General features: G+C 63.6%; 18 protein-coding genes and 3 pseudogenes. 8 read left to right on the forward strand and 13 right to left on the reverse strand.

What is annotated here, in order from left to right; all coding sequences use genetic code 11:
- Nucleotides 1-162: 162 nt before the first annotated feature.
- From DN412_RS22900 to DN412_RS22940, 9 genes are all read right to left on the reverse strand, one after another.
- Nucleotides 163-714, reverse strand: coding sequence for an IS607 family transposase (locus tag DN412_RS22900; protein WP_115213675.1), 552 nt, complete (start codon nt 712-714; stop codon nt 163-165).
- 101 nt (nt 715-815) lie between these two features.
- Nucleotides 816-1,304 carry a lecithin retinol acyltransferase family protein gene (locus DN412_RS22905; RefSeq protein ID WP_208647637.1) on the reverse strand — a complete coding sequence of 163 codons (489 nt, stop codon included), beginning with the start codon at nt 1,302-1,304 and terminating at the stop codon, nt 816-818.
- A gap of 294 nt (nt 1,305-1,598) precedes the next feature.
- Nucleotides 1,599-2,516: a catechol 1,2-dioxygenase gene (gene catA, locus DN412_RS22910; RefSeq protein ID WP_115213676.1), complete on the reverse strand. Its 918-nt coding sequence runs from the start codon at nt 2,514-2,516 to the stop codon at nt 1,599-1,601.
- Between the two features lie 46 nt (nt 2,517-2,562).
- A complete protein-coding gene (locus DN412_RS22915; RefSeq protein WP_115213677.1) occupies nt 2,563-3,621 on the reverse strand; it encodes an NADH:ubiquinone reductase (Na(+)-transporting) subunit F in 1,059 nt (352 codons plus the stop codon).
- 33 nt (nt 3,622-3,654) lie between these two features.
- On the reverse strand, nt 3,655-4,017 hold the full coding sequence (locus tag DN412_RS22920; protein ID WP_115213678.1) for a phenol hydroxylase subunit P4: 363 nt from the start codon (nt 4,015-4,017) through the stop codon (nt 3,655-3,657).
- Between the two features lie 19 nt (nt 4,018-4,036).
- Entirely contained in the window at nt 4,037-5,629 is a 1,593-nt protein-coding gene (locus DN412_RS22925; RefSeq protein WP_115213679.1) for an aromatic/alkene/methane monooxygenase hydroxylase/oxygenase subunit alpha, read from the reverse strand.
- 36 nt (nt 5,630-5,665) lie between these two features.
- A complete protein-coding gene (locus DN412_RS22930) occupies nt 5,666-5,938 on the reverse strand; it encodes an MmoB/DmpM family protein (RefSeq protein WP_115213680.1) in 273 nt (90 codons plus the stop codon).
- Between the two features lie 17 nt (nt 5,939-5,955).
- The gene (locus DN412_RS22935; RefSeq protein WP_115213681.1) at nt 5,956-6,987 is read right to left on the reverse strand and encodes a ferritin family protein; all 1,032 of its coding nucleotides are present in this window, start codon (nt 6,985-6,987) and stop codon (nt 5,956-5,958) included.
- 47 nt (nt 6,988-7,034) lie between these two features.
- The gene (locus tag DN412_RS22940) at nt 7,035-7,289 is read right to left on the reverse strand and encodes a phenol hydroxylase subunit (protein ID WP_115213682.1); all 255 of its coding nucleotides are present in this window, start codon (nt 7,287-7,289) and stop codon (nt 7,035-7,037) included.
- Nucleotides 7,290-7,628: 339 nt separating this feature from the next.
- Between DN412_RS22940 and DN412_RS22945 the strand changes: the two genes are divergently transcribed.
- Both DN412_RS22945 and DN412_RS45515 read left to right on the forward strand, forming a co-directional pair.
- Complete coding sequence (locus DN412_RS22945; protein WP_115213683.1) at nt 7,629-9,254, forward strand: sigma-54-dependent Fis family transcriptional regulator; 1,626 nt, start codon at nt 7,629-7,631, stop codon at nt 9,252-9,254.
- Nucleotides 9,255-9,296: 42 nt separating this feature from the next.
- Nucleotides 9,297-9,638: pseudogene (locus tag DN412_RS45515) on the forward strand (sigma 54-interacting transcriptional regulator); the annotation flags it as partial.
- Between the two features lie 372 nt (nt 9,639-10,010).
- Here DN412_RS45515 and DN412_RS45890 read toward each other — a convergent pair.
- Nucleotides 10,011-10,223 carry a hypothetical protein gene (locus tag DN412_RS45890; protein WP_115213684.1) on the reverse strand — a complete coding sequence of 71 codons (213 nt, stop codon included), beginning with the start codon at nt 10,221-10,223 and terminating at the stop codon, nt 10,011-10,013.
- 76 nt (nt 10,224-10,299) lie between these two features.
- Between DN412_RS45890 and DN412_RS22960 the strand changes: the two genes are divergently transcribed.
- Nucleotides 10,300-10,731, forward strand: a complete 432-nt coding sequence (locus DN412_RS22960; RefSeq protein ID WP_115213685.1) for an HU family DNA-binding protein — start codon at nt 10,300-10,302, stop codon at nt 10,729-10,731.
- Between the two features lie 130 nt (nt 10,732-10,861).
- Nucleotides 10,862-11,545, forward strand: coding sequence for an alpha/beta hydrolase (locus tag DN412_RS22965; protein WP_115213686.1), 684 nt, complete (start codon nt 10,862-10,864; stop codon nt 11,543-11,545).
- A 273-nt stretch (nt 11,546-11,818) separates the two neighbouring features.
- Here the strand turns inward: DN412_RS22965 and DN412_RS22970 are convergent, their stop codons facing one another.
- Nucleotides 11,819-12,145, reverse strand: coding sequence for a hypothetical protein (locus DN412_RS22970; protein WP_115213687.1), 327 nt, complete (start codon nt 12,143-12,145; stop codon nt 11,819-11,821).
- 721 nt (nt 12,146-12,866) lie between these two features.
- Nucleotides 12,867-13,088 (reverse strand): annotated as a pseudogene (locus tag DN412_RS22980) (tripartite tricarboxylate transporter TctB family protein); the annotation flags it as partial.
- Between the two features lie 503 nt (nt 13,089-13,591).
- Here DN412_RS22980 and DN412_RS22985 point away from each other — a divergent pair.
- Entirely contained in the window at nt 13,592-14,104 is a 513-nt protein-coding gene (locus DN412_RS22985) for a hypothetical protein (protein WP_208647639.1), read from the forward strand.
- Nucleotides 14,105-14,339: 235 nt separating this feature from the next.
- Here DN412_RS22985 and DN412_RS44070 read toward each other — a convergent pair whose 3' ends face one another.
- On the reverse strand, nt 14,340-14,540 hold the full coding sequence (locus DN412_RS44070; protein WP_208647640.1) for a hypothetical protein: 201 nt from the start codon (nt 14,538-14,540) through the stop codon (nt 14,340-14,342).
- Between DN412_RS44070 and DN412_RS44610 the strand changes: the two genes are divergently transcribed.
- From DN412_RS44610 to DN412_RS23000, 3 genes and pseudogenes are all read left to right on the forward strand, one after another.
- Complete coding sequence (locus DN412_RS44610) at nt 14,530-14,760, forward strand: hypothetical protein (protein WP_244222750.1); 231 nt, start codon at nt 14,530-14,532, stop codon at nt 14,758-14,760. The genes DN412_RS44070 and DN412_RS44610 overlap by 11 nt on opposite strands.
- Nucleotides 14,693-15,409, forward strand: coding sequence for an acetamidase/formamidase family protein (locus tag DN412_RS22995; RefSeq protein WP_244222751.1), 717 nt, complete (start codon nt 14,693-14,695; stop codon nt 15,407-15,409). Before DN412_RS44610 ends, DN412_RS22995 begins: the two co-directional genes overlap by 68 nt.
- A gap of 31 nt (nt 15,410-15,440) precedes the next feature.
- Nucleotides 15,441-15,592 (forward strand): annotated as a pseudogene (locus tag DN412_RS23000) (LLM class flavin-dependent oxidoreductase); the annotation flags it as partial.
- Between the last annotated feature and the right edge of the window lie 9 nt (nt 15,593-15,601).

Genomic DNA, 15,601 nt, shown 5'->3' on the forward strand with positions numbered 1-15,601 from the left:
CCGTAATGACCGACGAGCCTGGCCAGCACGAGGGCTGCCTCAGGCGTGATGGTCGGCCGGGTCTGGGTAGTGAGTTGCACGAAGTGAGCAATGGGGTAAAGGTGACCGCAATTATGCCTATGATGCAAGTGCGCGCAAGTTTTTACGACTGCGTGAGCCGTATCACCTTGACGAGAACACGGTGAGGATCTCAACGAGGTCTTCCGTGAGTTGTTGCTCTTTCGGGATATCTTCGTCCGCATTCAGAATCACGACCTCGACGCCGTGTATCGCGCAGATGCGGAACAGCAACTCCGAGCCAAAGCGCAGCAGACGTTCCTTGGTCACCAGCACGAGGCGCCGTACACGGTGATGAAGGATCTCGGTCAGCAGCTTCAGTAGACCTTTCTTCTTGTAGTTGAGGCCTGAACCTAGATCGGTGATGACTTCGACGTCGTCCCATTTCTGGGCCTCGCAATGTCGCCGTAGCCGCATCGCCTGGCTTTGCAACTGTTCCTTCTGGTCGTGCGAGGAGACGCGGGCGTAGGCAATCGTTTTGCCCGCCGCTGGCGTCGTCATGCCCATCACCTCACGCACCTTCATGGCGTCGTAACGACGGTGCCCACCGACGGTACGGCACGCCGGCACCAACTTGCCTGCCTTGTGCCAACGGCGTAACGTAATCACTGCCACACCCAGCATCTGCGCCAACTCACCGATCGAAAACAACTGCACCTGACTCCGTTACGCCGCGTTGCGGGTGAAAATGAGTAGATTTGATCGTAGAATCTGGCTACAGTTTAAAAGCCTTGCGCCGAGCCATCTACGCACAGGCGTCACATTTCGACGCATTGCCATGCAGGCGCCGCGATGGTCCTCAACCAGCTCATCAGCATGCCCCCGGCAAGGCGCAGGCCCTTGAGCGGATGGATGAGACAATGCCGAACCTGTGTGCTGTGGCTTTCCCCATAGAGGCACCACGTGCAGAAGTGCTCGCAGTTGTTGGTCAGCAGGCGGTACCGGTCTTCTCCCAGTCGGGAGCGGGCACGTTGAACGGACACTGTCGCGGTGTAGCGTGCCGCAGTCGTTGAGAGCATCGTGATGTCATGGCCGTCGGCAAACGCGGCGAGCGGCAGCTCTTCCACCGGGCCGCGTTGCTGACGGTGACAATAGCCCGCGTAGTGCACCACCATGCCGTGACCAACGTAGAGACCGTGGTGCGCGTAGCCGTGGCGCGGCGCGATGAGGTGAGCGCCGAGAGGCGGTTCTATATCGGAGGCCAGCGGCGACGCGCCTGCCGTCGCCTCGAAGGCTGCTCCGGTCATCACCTTCCTCGTTTCGCTGCTGGACACCATCACCGTCCCCCCGTGCATGTCCTTTCATTGCATCGGGCATGCCCGAGACAGTATTTGCAGGTGCCGGGTGGCTCGTGAACTACGCCAAGGTGCGTGATGTGGAGGGCCTGGGACAATTTCGGCCCGACGCACCCGGCGATCGACCGACCGGCCCGCACCTGCCTTTATCAAATGATCAAGTTCGACCCCGCCGTTCGATCAGATGATCAAATCACGGGCGCGCGCCAGGGCCACCCGCATGGCTGGCCCAGGCGCGCCTGCCTCTTACGCCGTCACCGTCGCGCGTTGGCGCGCCACCTCTGCCTGCGGGGCGTCCACGTTGTCGGCATGCAGCGTGAAACTGAAGCGGATCAGCGAGAACGGCTTGTCCACGCCCAGCGCCCGCATGGCGCCCGCGTCCTCGACGCGCGTGACCGCCGGCACCAGCCCCTCACGCGTGGCGAAGGCAAAGTCGTCCCACAGGTACGGGTCGCCGTCGATGTTGATCTGCGTGGTCAGCTTGCGATGTCCCGGCGCCGACACGAAGAAATGGATATGGGCCGGGCGCGTGCCGTGGCGGTCCAGCTTCTTGAGCAAGCGATCCGTGGCGCCGTTCGGCGGCACGCTGTAGCCCACCGGCACGATGCTGCGCAGGCGATACCGCCCTTCACTGTCGGTGACGATGGTGCGCCGCAGGTTGAACGCGCTCTGGGTCGGGTCAAAGTAGGAGTAGTTGCCCATTGAGTTCGCGTGCCAGACCTCCACCTTTGCATCGGCAAGCGGCTTGCCGATGCTGTCGAACACCTGCCCTTCCATCACCAGCACCTCGCCGTCGTCGCTGCCATCGTCCAGCCGGGCCTCGCCCTGCGCCACCGGCGCGCCAGCCACGTACAGCGGCCCTTCGATGGTGCGCGGCGTGCCGCCCGCGATGCCCGCGCGCACCTCGGCCTCGTCCATGCGCAGGTCCAGGAAGTGGTCAAAGCCCAGACCCGGGGCGATCAGTCCCAGCTCGCCGCTGCGGCCGGCTTCGGCCAAGTAGTTGAGCCCGGCCCAGAATTCCTCAGGCTGGATGTCGAGGTCCTCGATCATGTAGAACAGGTCGCGCACCATCCGGTGCACGATGGCGGCAATGCGCGGGTTGGCGTCCCGGCCGGTGCTTTCCTCGATACGGTTCAGCACGGCGTCGATGGCGATCTTGTCCATGGTTGTCTCCTAAGGCCTTGTGGGTGAAGTGGGGAATGAATGCGGTTCAGAGCGAGCGGAACAACGGGCTGCGGGTGGCCTGGCTCGCGTCGGCCGCCGACAGGAACTTCTCGGTGAAGATGTCCTTCTCGAACAGCCGGCCTTGCATCAGCGTGGCGATGCAGGCCTCGATCATCGGCGGCGGCCCACACAAGTAAGCGCGCCAGCAGCGGAAATCGTGGCTGAAGTGGCGGCCCGCCAGGTCGTGGACATAGCCACGCTCGCCTGCCCAGCCACTTTGCTCGGGCTCGCCGGACAGCACCGGCAGGTAGGTGAAGTTGTCGTGCTGCTGCGCCAATGCCTCGAAGGCGTCGCGGTAGTACAGCTCGCCGGCGTTGCGCGCGCCCTGGACCAGTACAATCTCGCGCGGATCGCCGGACGTGAGCAGGTCGAGGATCATCGAGCGCGGGCTCGACAGCCCCGACCCGCCCGCCATGAACACCAGTGGCCGCGGGTCGCTTTTGCGCACGAAGAACCGGCCCAGCGGGCCGGACAGCTGCAGGCGTTCGCCGACGCGCAGTTGCTCATGCACGAAGGTGGTGGCGCTGCCGCCCGGCACCAGGCGGATATTCAGCTCGATCTCCCCCGCGGCCGGTGCGCTGGCGATGGAAAACGCGCGCGGCGCGGCTTCCTGGCCGATCCACACATTGACGTACTGGCCTGGCTGGAACCGCAGCGGCTCGCCTTCGATGCGCAGGAACACGCCCTTGATGGTCGGCGTCAGCGCGTCGATGCGTACAACCTCGGCCGTGAAATCCATCAGCGGCAGGCACTGAGCATCCGGATCGGGCTCGATGTCAGCTTCGATCACCATGTCGGACATCGGCCTGGCACAACAGGCAAGGCACTTAGCCTCCTCGCGCTCGAAGTCCATCAGCGCGAACGGCGATGCCTCGCCATGGTCGAGCTCACCTTCCAGCGTCTGGACCTTGCAGGTACCGCACAGGCCATGGCCGCAGGCATGCGGCAGCCACACGCCGGCGCGCAGGCACGCGTCGAGCACGGTCTGCCCCTCCTCGATGTCGATGGTCTGCCCGAGGGGCTCGATGGTCAATTGGTAGGTCATGACAGCCTCCGTAATACCGTGGGCGCGACAGCGTCAGTTGCAGGAACCGGCAATGCCGGTCAGGCCGGGCGTACGCAGCCGCAGCAGCGACTTGTGCCCGAGCCCGTTAGCCGCCAGGCTCGCGTCCGCGTCCGGCGCGAATGGCTCGCCGCCGCGCAGCCACTGCACCTGCGTCCAGTCGATGGCAGCGCCTTCCGGGTGGGCTGCCAGCAGCGGCGCGATGACGTCGCTGACCATGACCCCGAACGGCATGTCAGGCGGCAGCGGCAGCGTGAACGGGCTGCAGAACAGCAGGTGCTGGTCCCAGCCGAAATACACGAGCTGGTTGCCGTGGAAGTTCTCGATGCGGTCGCGGGTCTCTCCCGCGTAGCCCGGCTTCAGTGCGATGACTGGCATGGTGGTCTCCGTGTCCGGTTCAGTCGTTTCCGTGGCCGCAGCACGGCGCGCCGCCGCCCTGCTCCGGTGCCTGCGCACCCTCGGCGCCTGTCCAGCGCTGCCAATTGGCGCGGTCCTGCGAATCGGCGTAGTCGCCTCGGTCCTCAGGGCGCAGGTGGTACCAGTCGAGCACCTCCGGCAACGTTGCGCCGCCGCAGTTTCCCTGGAAGATCTGGTGTACCGGCAGCCAGGCCTGCACATACTTCTCAGGCTCGCCAAGGAAGATGTCGCGGCAGCCGTCCGAGCAGAAGTGATAGTGGTCGCCGTCGTGCTCGGCCTCGCGGTAGCAGATCTGCGTCGGGTCGTCGGGCTCGGTGAAGGCCATCGGGATCTGGCACACCTGGCACAGCATCGGCAGGCCCGGATTGAACCAGCGTTGCCCCGCCTGCTGTTGCTGCTGCCAGTAGTCGAAGCGCGGGCGATAGTGCTTGTCGAAGCTGTCGGGATACTTCTCGGCCAGCCATGTCATTTCCGACGGCTCCGGCACCCAGGTGTGGATCGCCGCGGCGTGGTTGAAGTTGTAGAAGATCGACCAGGCAATGTGCGAGAGGTGATCCTTCTCCTTCGCGGCCTGCTCGTGGTACTTGGGCATGCGGATGCCGTAGCGGGCCAGGTCGGCGAACAGCGCGCCGCCGTTCTGCTCGAAGTAGATCTCCCATGCCTCCTTCCAGCTCATCACGCGCTTGGGCAGCATGTAGTCCATCATCATTGCCACCAGCGTCAGCAGGCGGTAGCCGCGCCAGAACCATTTGTCGATCCACTTCTGGATGATTGGGCGGTTGGCCGGATCCTGCTCCAGCATGAACTTCACCACTTCCAGTCCCAGCGTCATGTGGCGTGATTCGTCCGACTGGGCCGAGAAGCCGAAGGTCACCGTTGCCATGTCCCCGTTGTAGGCCGCGCCCGACATGAACGGCATGAACAGCAGGTTCGTCAGCACATACTCGAACGAGAACGAGATCGCCGTGATGAACTCGAACGGCCCTGCCGTCATGGCGTCTTCGAAGTAGGACTTGGGCACCGACAGGTACCACAGCCGGTCATGCAGGTGGCGCCAATCGGCAAAGCCGTTGAAGTACTTGTTGTAGTGGCTGATGGTCTGGATCTGGGTCTGGCAGTGGCGCAGTTCGTCGATCGACTGCATCTGGCAGGCCACGCGCGCCCCCACGCCGCGCAGGCTGCGGCCGGCCATGGCAAAGCCGCGATGCGCGGCATATTCCAGCGGCGACACGCCGGTCAGGAACAGCTTGAGCGCATTGACATAGCGCGCGTCGGTGACGTTGAGCTGGCCATTGTTCTGCTGGAACGCGTCGATGATCGCGTACAGCTTGCGTTCCTTCTCGGACTGGAATTTCCAGTACGCATCCATAGTCAGGCGGAACGGGTCTTCCCAGCCGTCCCAGTCATGGATGATGATGCCTTCGAACTTGTCGTGCGGAAACACGGTGTCCATTGGCTGGTAGGTCGTCTCCCAGCCCAGGTCGCGCGTCAGCACGGCGTACTTTTCCTTGAGCGAGAGCTTGGGCCGGGCAGCCTGTCGTGCGGCTGCGGCAATAGCGGTGGCGGTGGTCATGTCCTTGTCTCCTGGTGTTCAGGCTTGGCTTGCGGCTCAGTGCCAGGCCAGCACGAACTGGTCTTCGGTTTCGTCGATGTTGCCGGCCAGCGAGATCAGGCCGAGCTGCAGCTCCTGCACGTCCCACGCGCGGCCCAGGCGCTCTTCCACGCTGGCGCGGTTGATCTCCAGGCGCCCGGGGGCGTCGATCTTGACCATGGCCGGATAGCGGTTGACGGTGGCATGTGGGTTGTCGGCCTCGATGGCGTCAATCACGGGACGCATATCTTCGTTGGCTTGCAGGGCGATGAATACGATCTGTGCGGTCATGGCGGGCTCCTTGGTTGTCATGCAGCGGCAGCAACCGGCGCCACCGATGCCGTATCCGTGGCGCGGACCAGCCCAAGCCCGGCGAGGCGCTTTGCGAGCGCGGCCACCGCCTCGGCCAGCGCGACATCTGCGTCCTCGGCGAACAGGCGACGCGCCAGCGGGGCCAGCGCATGCTGGAAGCGGTCGAGCCATGCAAAGGCAAAGCCGGCGATCACGCTGGCGTTCTCAGGCGATTCCTGCGCCGCGGTCTTGACCGTTGCCTCGACCCAGCGCGCGGCTTCCGCGTACCAGGCCGTCATGAAGTCGGTGACAAGCGAGAACGCCGGGCTTTCGGCGGACAACCGCGCATCCAGGCGCTGATAGATGAGCGGGTACACCAGCCCGTCCATCACCAGGTTCTGCGCGACGTGCAACTCGAACCAGTCGTCGCGCACCAGCAGGTCTTCCACCGCGTGGCGCAGCGGCTGCCAGGCCAGATCTTCCATCCATGCGGCCTTGGCTGCGTCGACGGCGTCCTTGTCTCCGGCCAGCAGGCCGATGCGGGTCAGGTACTGCGCAATACCGAGTCGGTCCATGGTCTGAAACATGGCCGCTTCGGTGATGGCGGAGCCGTAGCCATAGGCGGTGATGGCGGCGTTGTTCATGTTGGCCGCCCACTCCACATGGCGCAGCGGCACCACGCCAAGCGTCAGCAGTTCGCGCAGCGGCACGGGCAGCGACGCCAGCAGGCCACGCTTATCCACGAACTCCAGGTTCTTCTCCATGGCTTCCTGCTGGCGGGCGCGGGCGTTGACGTAGCTGCCGTAGTAGAACTGCCGCGGATCCTTCAGCGCGTACCAGTCCTGCATGACCACCTGCGTGCGGCCCGCGTCGTAGAGCTCGTACTGCGGCTGCCACAGCGGGCGATAGTGGAAACTGGTTTCCGGCTGAAGGTCGTACATCGCCTCCTGGTAGCGCGTGGCGGGCTTGTCGGCGCCAAGGCGCCTGGCGAGGTTGGCAAAGGTCTGCCGGATGGGGCTGACGCTGTCCGTGCGGATATCGATTTGCATGGTGGGTTGCTCCTGTCTCCCTGGTGGTGTTCGGCTTGGCCGTCGCCTCAGGCAACGGTCTCGCTCCATTTATCGCGCTCTCGCTCCAGTGAGCGGCCCAGCAGGTGCGACACCGTGATGGCGCACTGCGCCGCGCAGAACGCGGTGAACTGGTCGGGGCGCATGACCAGCTCCACATAGAGCGCCGGGTCGCCGAGCGAGAACTCGAACTCGACCCACTGCGAGTCGCGCGCCGTTACCCGGACATAAGGCTGCACGTGTCGCGGGGCTGGCGCGGTGGAATGGACAATCGGCATGGTCATGTCTCGCTCTTGCTGCGTTGCACACCGGGTGGTGCGCGCTGTTTTTGGTGAGGACAGATATAGCGAACGCCGTGCCAGCGGATGCGCAGCCATACGCCACAAGGGCTGGCAGGAATTCGGCGCAAGTTTTCGCCGGGCACTCGCTTGACGATTTGATGAGGTGAAAAAGCCGGTTTTCACCAAATGATCAAATCCGGGGATATTGCGGTGCACCATGACGTCTGCGATACCGCTCGGGCGCTTGCGCGGCCTGCGAACCGGCGTGTAGGCTACGGAGAAAACGAGGCAGGACGCTCCCCTCCGGATCGATTCGTGCCTGCAGGCATTCTGGAGATGGAGATGACCGCGCCCCCCAAGCAGCCGCCATTCGACCTGGCTTCGCTGCTGACGATCGACCCCAAGGCCGCACAGATCCGGCTGGGCGATTCCCGCATGGTGCTGATGCACACTGAAGCATTGAGCTACCTGCGCAAAGAGATCCTGGATACGCTGGGACTGGAGCGCGGCAAAGGCCTGCTGATCCGCATGGGCTACGCGCAGGGCATGCGCGATGCCGAGATGGTCAAGCGCGAGCGCAAGGAAGAACTGGAGACCTCCCCCAACGATGCCTTCCTGCTGGGCCCGCAGCTTCACATGCTGGAAGGCGTGACGCGCGTCGACCCGGTGCGCCTGGAGATCGACCGCGACACTGGCCACTTCTACGGCGAGTTCCTGTGGCAGGACTCATGGGAAGGCGAGGCGCCCTACAACGAAGAACTCAGCCGCGAGGAAGGCGGCTGCTGGGTGCAGCTCGGCTATGCGTCAGGCTATAGCAGCACGTTCATGGACCGCCTGGTCATCTACAAGGAAACCGAATGCCAGCGCCGCCTCGACGCGCTGTGCCGCATCGTCGGCAAACCGGCCGAGGAATGGGCCGACCCCGACTACCTGAAATACTTCGAGCCCGATTCCGTCATCAGCGACCTGCTGACGCTGCAGCAGGAAGTCAGCACGCTGCGCGAGACACTGTGCGGCGCCAACCAGGGCAACCTGATCGGCCAGTCGCCCGCCTTCCGCGAGGCCTTCAGTCTGCTGTCCGCCGCGGCCGACAGCCACATCACCGTGCTGCTGACCGGCGAAACTGGCGCCGGCAAGGAGATGTTTGCGCGCTGGCTGCATGACCATGGCCCGCGCAGCGAGCAGCCGTTTATCGCCGTGAACTGCGCGGCGATTCCGCACGAGCTGATCGAGTCCGAGCTCTTCGGCGTGGAGAAAGGCGCCTACACCGGTGCCCAGCAGTCGCGCCCCGGGCGCTTCGAACGTGCGCACGGCGGCACGCTGTTCCTCGATGAAATCGGCGACCTGCCGCTGTCGGCACAGGTCAAGCTGCTGCGCGTGCTGCAGAACGCGGAAGTCGAGCGGCTGGGCGGCGTCGAGACGCGCAAGATCGATGTGCGGCTGATTGCAGCCACCAACGTCAACCTGGCGCAGGCGATCCGGCAGGGGCAGTTCCGCGCGGACCTGTTCTACCGTATCAGCACCTACCCTGTCGCCATTCCGGCCCTGCGCGAGCGCCGCGAGGACATTGCCGAGCTCGCCCAGGCCTTCATTCAGCGCTTCAACGCCCGCTACCAGAAGCAGGTGCGTGGGCTGAGCCAACGCGCGCGCGATGCGTTGATGCAGTACCAGTGGCCCGGCAATATCCGCGAGCTGGAAAACATGGTCGAGCGCGGCGTGCTGCTCGCGCCAGCCGCAGGGTTGATTGACACATCCCACCTCTTTGCCAGCCAGCAGGCGGGGACGACGGAGACGCCGGAGGACGCCGACGCCCTGCTGCAGAAGCTGCTGGACCAGCAGGTGTCACTGCCGCAGATCGAATCAAGGCTGATGCAACTGGCCATCGACACGACGCGCGGCAACCTGTCGTCGGCGGCGCGGATGCTGGGAATCACGCGGCCTCAGCTGGCGTATCGGTTGAAGAAGTGACCGTCGATCCGGCTCACAGTCGACCGTAGAGGTCGCCGCATCAAGGCCAGCTCGCTGCTCAGCACCATCCACGACCTGCAGACCGAGGTCGACTCGCTGCGCCTGGAGATCATGCCAGACTCCGACCGCACGCGGCTGGTCGGCCAGTCCAACGCGTTCCGCGAGGCCTACACACTGCTGGAGACCGCGGCCCCCACTCGCGTCACCGTGCTGCTGACCGGCGAGACCGGCGTCGGCAATGAGCGTTTTGCGCCCGCGCTGCACAACCTGAGTCCGCGCGCCGCAAGGCCCTTCGTCGCCGTCAATTGTGCCGCGATCCCGCATGCGCTGATCGAATCCGAGCTGTTCGGCGCCGAGAAAGGTGCCTTCACCGGCTCGGCCGCGCCACTGGTGCGTGAAGCCCACTGGCCTGAGGGCGAGCCAGAACCAATCTTCCTGCCGGAAGCCGCCGACACGCGCCTGCAGGACTGGGCGCAGTCAACACCCGGCGATGACCTCGCGCAGTTGCGTAGCCGGGCCCTCGTGGCGCTGTTTCTCGGGACCGGAATTACCGTCGCCGAGGGGCAATCGGCCGTGGTGGGCGATCTGCACCCGGAGACCGCACCGCCCTTCCTGCGCGTGCCCGCGCACGGCGCGCGCGGGACACCCGTACCGTCCACATTACGCCGTTCGGCGTCCCCACCTCGCGGCATGGCAGGAACGCCGCGCCACCTTACCCATCGCCGGTGACCTCATCTTTTCATTGCAAACCAACGGTCAGTCGATGACCGTCAGGACCCTGGGCGTGATCAGACCGAGCATCGCGCTGACGTCGTCGCGTGGGTGGCCAGCCAAAAGCGTGTTGCGCAGAATTCGCGGGCTCATGTCGGCGGCGGTGAAGAGTCGATGGCTTCCAGCGCGGCGCGCACGTTCTGCCGCCGCCAGCCTAGCCAGTCCCTTGTTTTCCCGCCCTTGCGTGCGTGGCAGCATTTGCTATGCTTTGCCGGCAGCGCTGCACGCTGAAATCCAGCCTGCAGGCGCGCATATTCCAACCGGATCCAAGACTATGGCCACAAAAGCAAAACCCGTAGCAAAGACTGCAACGAAGACCGCTGCAAAGAAGGCTGCACCGGCAAAAAAGGCCGCCCCGGCCAAAAAGGCTGCCGCGGCTGCGCCGGTCGCTAAGCCGCTGAAGGACACATTCAACAAGTCCAGTCTGCTGGCACACCTGATCGCCCAGACCGAGCTGGACAAGAAGACCGTTCAGACGGTGCTCGCTCACCTCGAGAACACCATCGTGAGCGCAATTCACAAAAAGGGCGCCGGCGAGTTCACCCTACCCGGTCTGTTCAAGGTGGCAGCCATCCAGGTGCCGGCGACCAAAAAGCGCTTCGGCAAGAATCCGTTCACCGGTCAGGATCAATGGTTCGCGGCAAAGCCGGCCAGCGTGAAAGTCAAGGTGCGCCCGCTGAAAAAGCTGAAGGACGCCGCTCTGTAAGCTGGCGGCGCTCCCGTCCGGACGAAAAAGAAATAGCCCTGGAATCCGTGAGGATTCCAGGGCTATTTGCACGAAAGGTTGAGTCAAAAGAGCGCGGGTTGCGTCACGGCCGACTGCCTCCAGCCAGCCTGTGCAGTCGCAGGACGAACGCCAAAGCCCACAGAACGTTTGCACAGCGCATCGATACCCACAAACGGAGCGGCAGGAATACTCTGCGTTAAAGGGTTTTTTCAGGCAGTACGAGATCATCTATGTGGTAGCCGATGAACATGACGTGGTGGCCTTGCGCACCAAGGCCAATGTAACGGGAGCGCTGCTCAAACCCAGATTCAAGATCCGCAACGTAGTGCTCATGTCGCCAGACCTGGACTTCGACGTGGCAGCAGCCAAGATATTCAGCATCTTCTACGACCCCGACATCCCATACGGGAAGGCGCCGGATCCCTGGGTCGTCTTCCCAACTTCCAAATTTCGTCTCACCGTTTACACCTCGACCGGCGACAAGGCGCTCGGCGTGGGCGAGTATTTGATGGGCAGCCTGCGCCGGCTCGGCCGTTTAGATGAGACTCAGCTCGGCAAGGAACAGATCGCTGCCTCTCCCCCACTCGCGGGCTTCGCCGCCATTGTCCAGATCACCAACAGAGCCGGTTTCATCGGCCACAGCCATTTCCTCTCCGATCCAGCGGTGAGTTCAGACTTGGTTGCGGTCGTTCGCTACGGGCCCGGGCCTTGCGACCCGGGCCGGCCGCTCGAGGAAATCTCGAGGCCTTACTGGAAGATTCCGCCGCCGCGCGCCGAGGCCGAGTATGTGTGAAGGCGTAGCTCAGGCCGCCTCGCAGCAGCAACAGGCCTTCGCAAAGGCACGCGCCGCCTGCCTTGAGGGACGGAGTACACCGTCAAATGAAGTCGGAGGTGGCGTCACTCCCGTTGTGTAGCAAGCCGAAGGGACATGCTTTTGGGCTATTTCGCCTGTGTCCAGCAGATAAGAGTGAACCGCACCGGCATGCGATGCGATAGGGGTTCGGCACTGAGCATGATCGCGCTGCGGTGTTCCACACCACAGCGCGACAAAGGGGTGGCCGCTATTTTAGTATTTAGACTTCGCCCCATCCGTGTAGGGATCTGCCTTGCCGGCCTTGGCGCCATCCGTGTAAGGGTCGGGCTTGCCAGCCTTGGCGCCGTCCGTGTACGGATCGGCCTTGCCTTGCGTGGGATTCAGGTTCGATTGTGTGGGTTGCTTGGCTCCGTCGGTGTACGGGTCGAACTTGCCGGATTTCGCACCATCCGTGTAGGGATCAGCCTTACTGGCCTTGGCGCCATCAGTGTACGGGTCGGCCTTCTTCTGCTGGCCATAGCTCAGACCTGAAACCGTTGCAGCGGCGACAAGTAACGTCATCGTGAGTACTCTGCGCATGAAATGCTCCAGTGGTGAACAAGTGGGTGGCTGCGATTCCCCGGAGATTTGATAGGCTCTGGCTGGCTAAAAGCAGTTACCAGCTGCGTCGACACAAAGGCTCCGGCAAGCACCCAAAACGCCCGCGGGCACGCAGCTGGATGCATTGCGGAATTCCTGAGCCGCCCTTACTTATCCTACGCGCATTACTCGCCGCCGGAGCGCACTTGGCCGTCAACAATGCGCTTCATGTGCTTGATTGCATCCTTCAGGAGGAGTAACTGTCGGCAGAGACATTTTCCGCCAATCGCACTGGGCAGGGCTTCACCATACCGGTTGCCACCGGCGCCGGCTACCGCGCTTGGACAGCATGCCAATGGAGACCCCGCAATGCCTCGCGGCTTGGTCAATGGGTATCCCTTCCCCTGCTCGGGTGGCTCGAATGCGGTCGCCCAGTTGGTGAATGGTGCGAATAGTCGCGCGCGAAGGAGGCGTCGGATCAGGTAGTGGTCGCGGCATGGAGGCCTATCTTGTGAAGAAGGGAAGTCAGCGTGGAGGCTGCTCGCAAGGTTATTTCATTATCGTGAAATTATACGCCTCAATGCTGATGGCTGCCTCTATCCCAAGAGGGGAACGATCTCCTACCAGCTCGCATTAGTGCGGTTGCAGGTCAAACTTGGCGATTAATTGCATTTTAAACTCGACATATCCGCTGCTGCGCGGCAGCCACGCAGCTGCCGCCGCAAACGGCCCCGCGCAGGTCCGGCGCGCTATGGCTGTGGCCGTGTCCGGCAGGCTGCGCGGCCTGAGGTGAATCGCCGCGGGCGGACATTGCAATCAGCACGCCAACCAGGGCCAGCAGCGCACCCACGGCCACCGGGAAGAAGCCGGGGCCCATGTGGCTTAGCGTCCCGGTGTGGTACTGAAGGCCGGCTGCCACCGCAGCCAGGCCTACCAGCGTCATCAATGCGCCCCCGTAATAGTCCTTCCTAAAACGATGCGAGGTATTCATGCTGCGCCCCTCCCGCCGTTGTGCCGCGTGGGGTGCGATTTGACACTGCCTGCCTCGGGGCAGCGCTCTTTGGCACGTCGTCTGATCATGGATTGGTCTCCTCCGTTCTATGAGAACGCCGATGACCATGCGCCCTTCGATCAGGGCGGTGGCGCAACGGGTGAGGGGACTCTAAAGTCGGCCGCTTCCAACCGGCTTTCAGTCGGCTTGCGGCAAGCTTTCTGAATATTTCACGATGTGATGTAATGGATCCAGAACCACGTAATCCTGGTGAAATCCCTAGGGAGAATCCGTTACTTGCTACCGCTTTCTCGCAGCCGCTTGCTTGCTTCGTCTGGAAGAGGCCAGCGGCTCAATGGCCGTCGCGGTGGCGCAGTTGCTGCCAGTTCATCCGGCGGCTTGTCGCAGTGGAAGAATTGGCGACCATCGCCCCCTATGGAGCCCCTGAGTTTGTCATGACTTTCGCTCCGGACCGGGTTGTGATCATGAACAGCCAGGGCGAGACCATCGCGGGGCGCGACAATCCCAGGTCAGCGTTTGACGGGCACGGCGTGGACACCCCCTGGGATCCACTGGATCGGGCCTATTTCAGTGGCTATGCCCTGTGGACCTATCTGTCGACGCCATTCTTGCTTGCCATGCCAGGGGTTGCCGTACAAGAGGTAGCACCTTGGTACGAGTCCGGTGAAGTCTGGCGGGTTCTGCGCGCAACGTTTCCCCCGGCTATCGCCACCCACAGTGCTGTTCAGGATTTCTACTTCGGGCCTGATTTCTTGCTGCGCCGCCACGACTATCAGGTGGACGTGTCCGGTGGCTTGGCGGCGGCTCAATATGTTCATGACTTCATTGAAATGCAGGGCATCCACTTTCCAAGTCGCAGGCGGGCACACCCACGTGGTGCTGACATGAGACCGGATCGCAGTCGCACTTTGGTCTGGATTGATCTGTGCGATTTCGAGTTGCGCTAAGCAAACGGCTGCCGACGGAACGCGACAGGGAACAACGACCATCTATTCATCCTTGCCGAGCCAAGGACGTTTCGGGGGAGCGTCCTTTGGAGCCGCCCAGTGCCGTTATGGCTGTCAGTTACAAACATCCGCTCCAGCGCTCGACTCGGTCATTTGGCCTCCGAAGATTGGGTGGACGAACTTGCCGGATACCGCCGTTGCGTTTCCCGCCCACTCGGACAAGCATCGGGGTGTTTCAGCGAGCGGCGCTCGGATGAACGTGACGCAGCAACGCGAAAGGAGGCGACAAGGCACGATAATCCTCGGTAACGGCCTCGACCGAGGCATGCCATTGCCGGATCAGCTCGACCTGGATGTCGACGCGGCGCGGATAGGTGATCCAGCCGTCGGCCTTGCGGGCAATCCAGTCCACCGACTGCTGGCTGTTGCCGGTCACGATCCACGGCAAGCGTGCCGCCACGGGCTTCGGCCTGACGGTCAACCAGGCGGTGGCGGACCGGCTAGCGGGCAAGGCGTCGGAAATTTCCGCGCTGCCCGAACTGGCTGCGCAGCATTCGATCCTGTCGCTGGCGCGTGCCGACATGCCTGGTGTGGCGTCGCGCATGCGGCCATTCCCTGGGCAATATCGGCACGATGCCGGCGCGGGACCTGCCTGATTCGCACAACTGCGCGGACTTCGGGCAGTATCTGGTCGGCGCGCCCCACCGCTTTGCACTGACCAGCGACGAGCTGCAGCTGGCCAAGACCGATGGCCACATGGACACCAACTCGGTTCGCGAGGGCTGCATCCTGATCAGCCCGGTCAAGGTGCCGGGCGCCGGCGTGTACTTGGGCGACATGCATGCCCAGCAGGGCAATGGCGAGATCGCCGGCCATGCGACCGATGTATCCGGCGAGACGGAGCTGACTGTCGAGGTCATCAAGGACCTTACGATCGACGGACCGATCCTGCTACAGAATGTGGAAGACCTGCCCCCGCTGGCCCGCCCGCTGTCCGCCGCCGAGCGGAAGAAGGCTCGGGAGCTTGGCGCGCGCTGGGGCCAGCTGGAAATCGAGGAATCCGGACCCGTGACATTCCTCGGCAGCGGCGTCGATCTCAACGCGGCAACGAAGAACGGGCTGCAGCGCGCGGCTGACGTGACCGGGCTGCCGTACGACGAGGTGCTCAATCGCGCGACGATCACCGGTTCCATCGACATCAGCAGGCTGCCCGGCACCGTCCGCGTCACCTTCCTGTGCCCGCTGGCCGTGCTCGACCGCATGGGGATCGGCAAGCTGGTGCGGGAGAAGTACCAGCTAGACTGACCATGGATGGCGCGGGCCTGGGGTCGCCCGCGCCATCGTGCTGCCGCTGCGGCATCCCCTGCACACCGCGAAGGCCGCGGCCAGCGTTGACCAGTTGACGGGAGGCCGGCTGGTGCTGGGCATCGCGTCCGGAGACGCGCCATCGAATTCCCTGCGTTCGGTATCGAGCATGAAGCGCGCGGCGCCGCTTCG

The sequence above is a fragment of the Cupriavidus lacunae genome (assembly GCF_003353055.1).
In the GTDB taxonomy this organism is placed as follows: Bacteria; Pseudomonadota; Gammaproteobacteria; order Burkholderiales; family Burkholderiaceae; genus Cupriavidus; species Cupriavidus lacunae.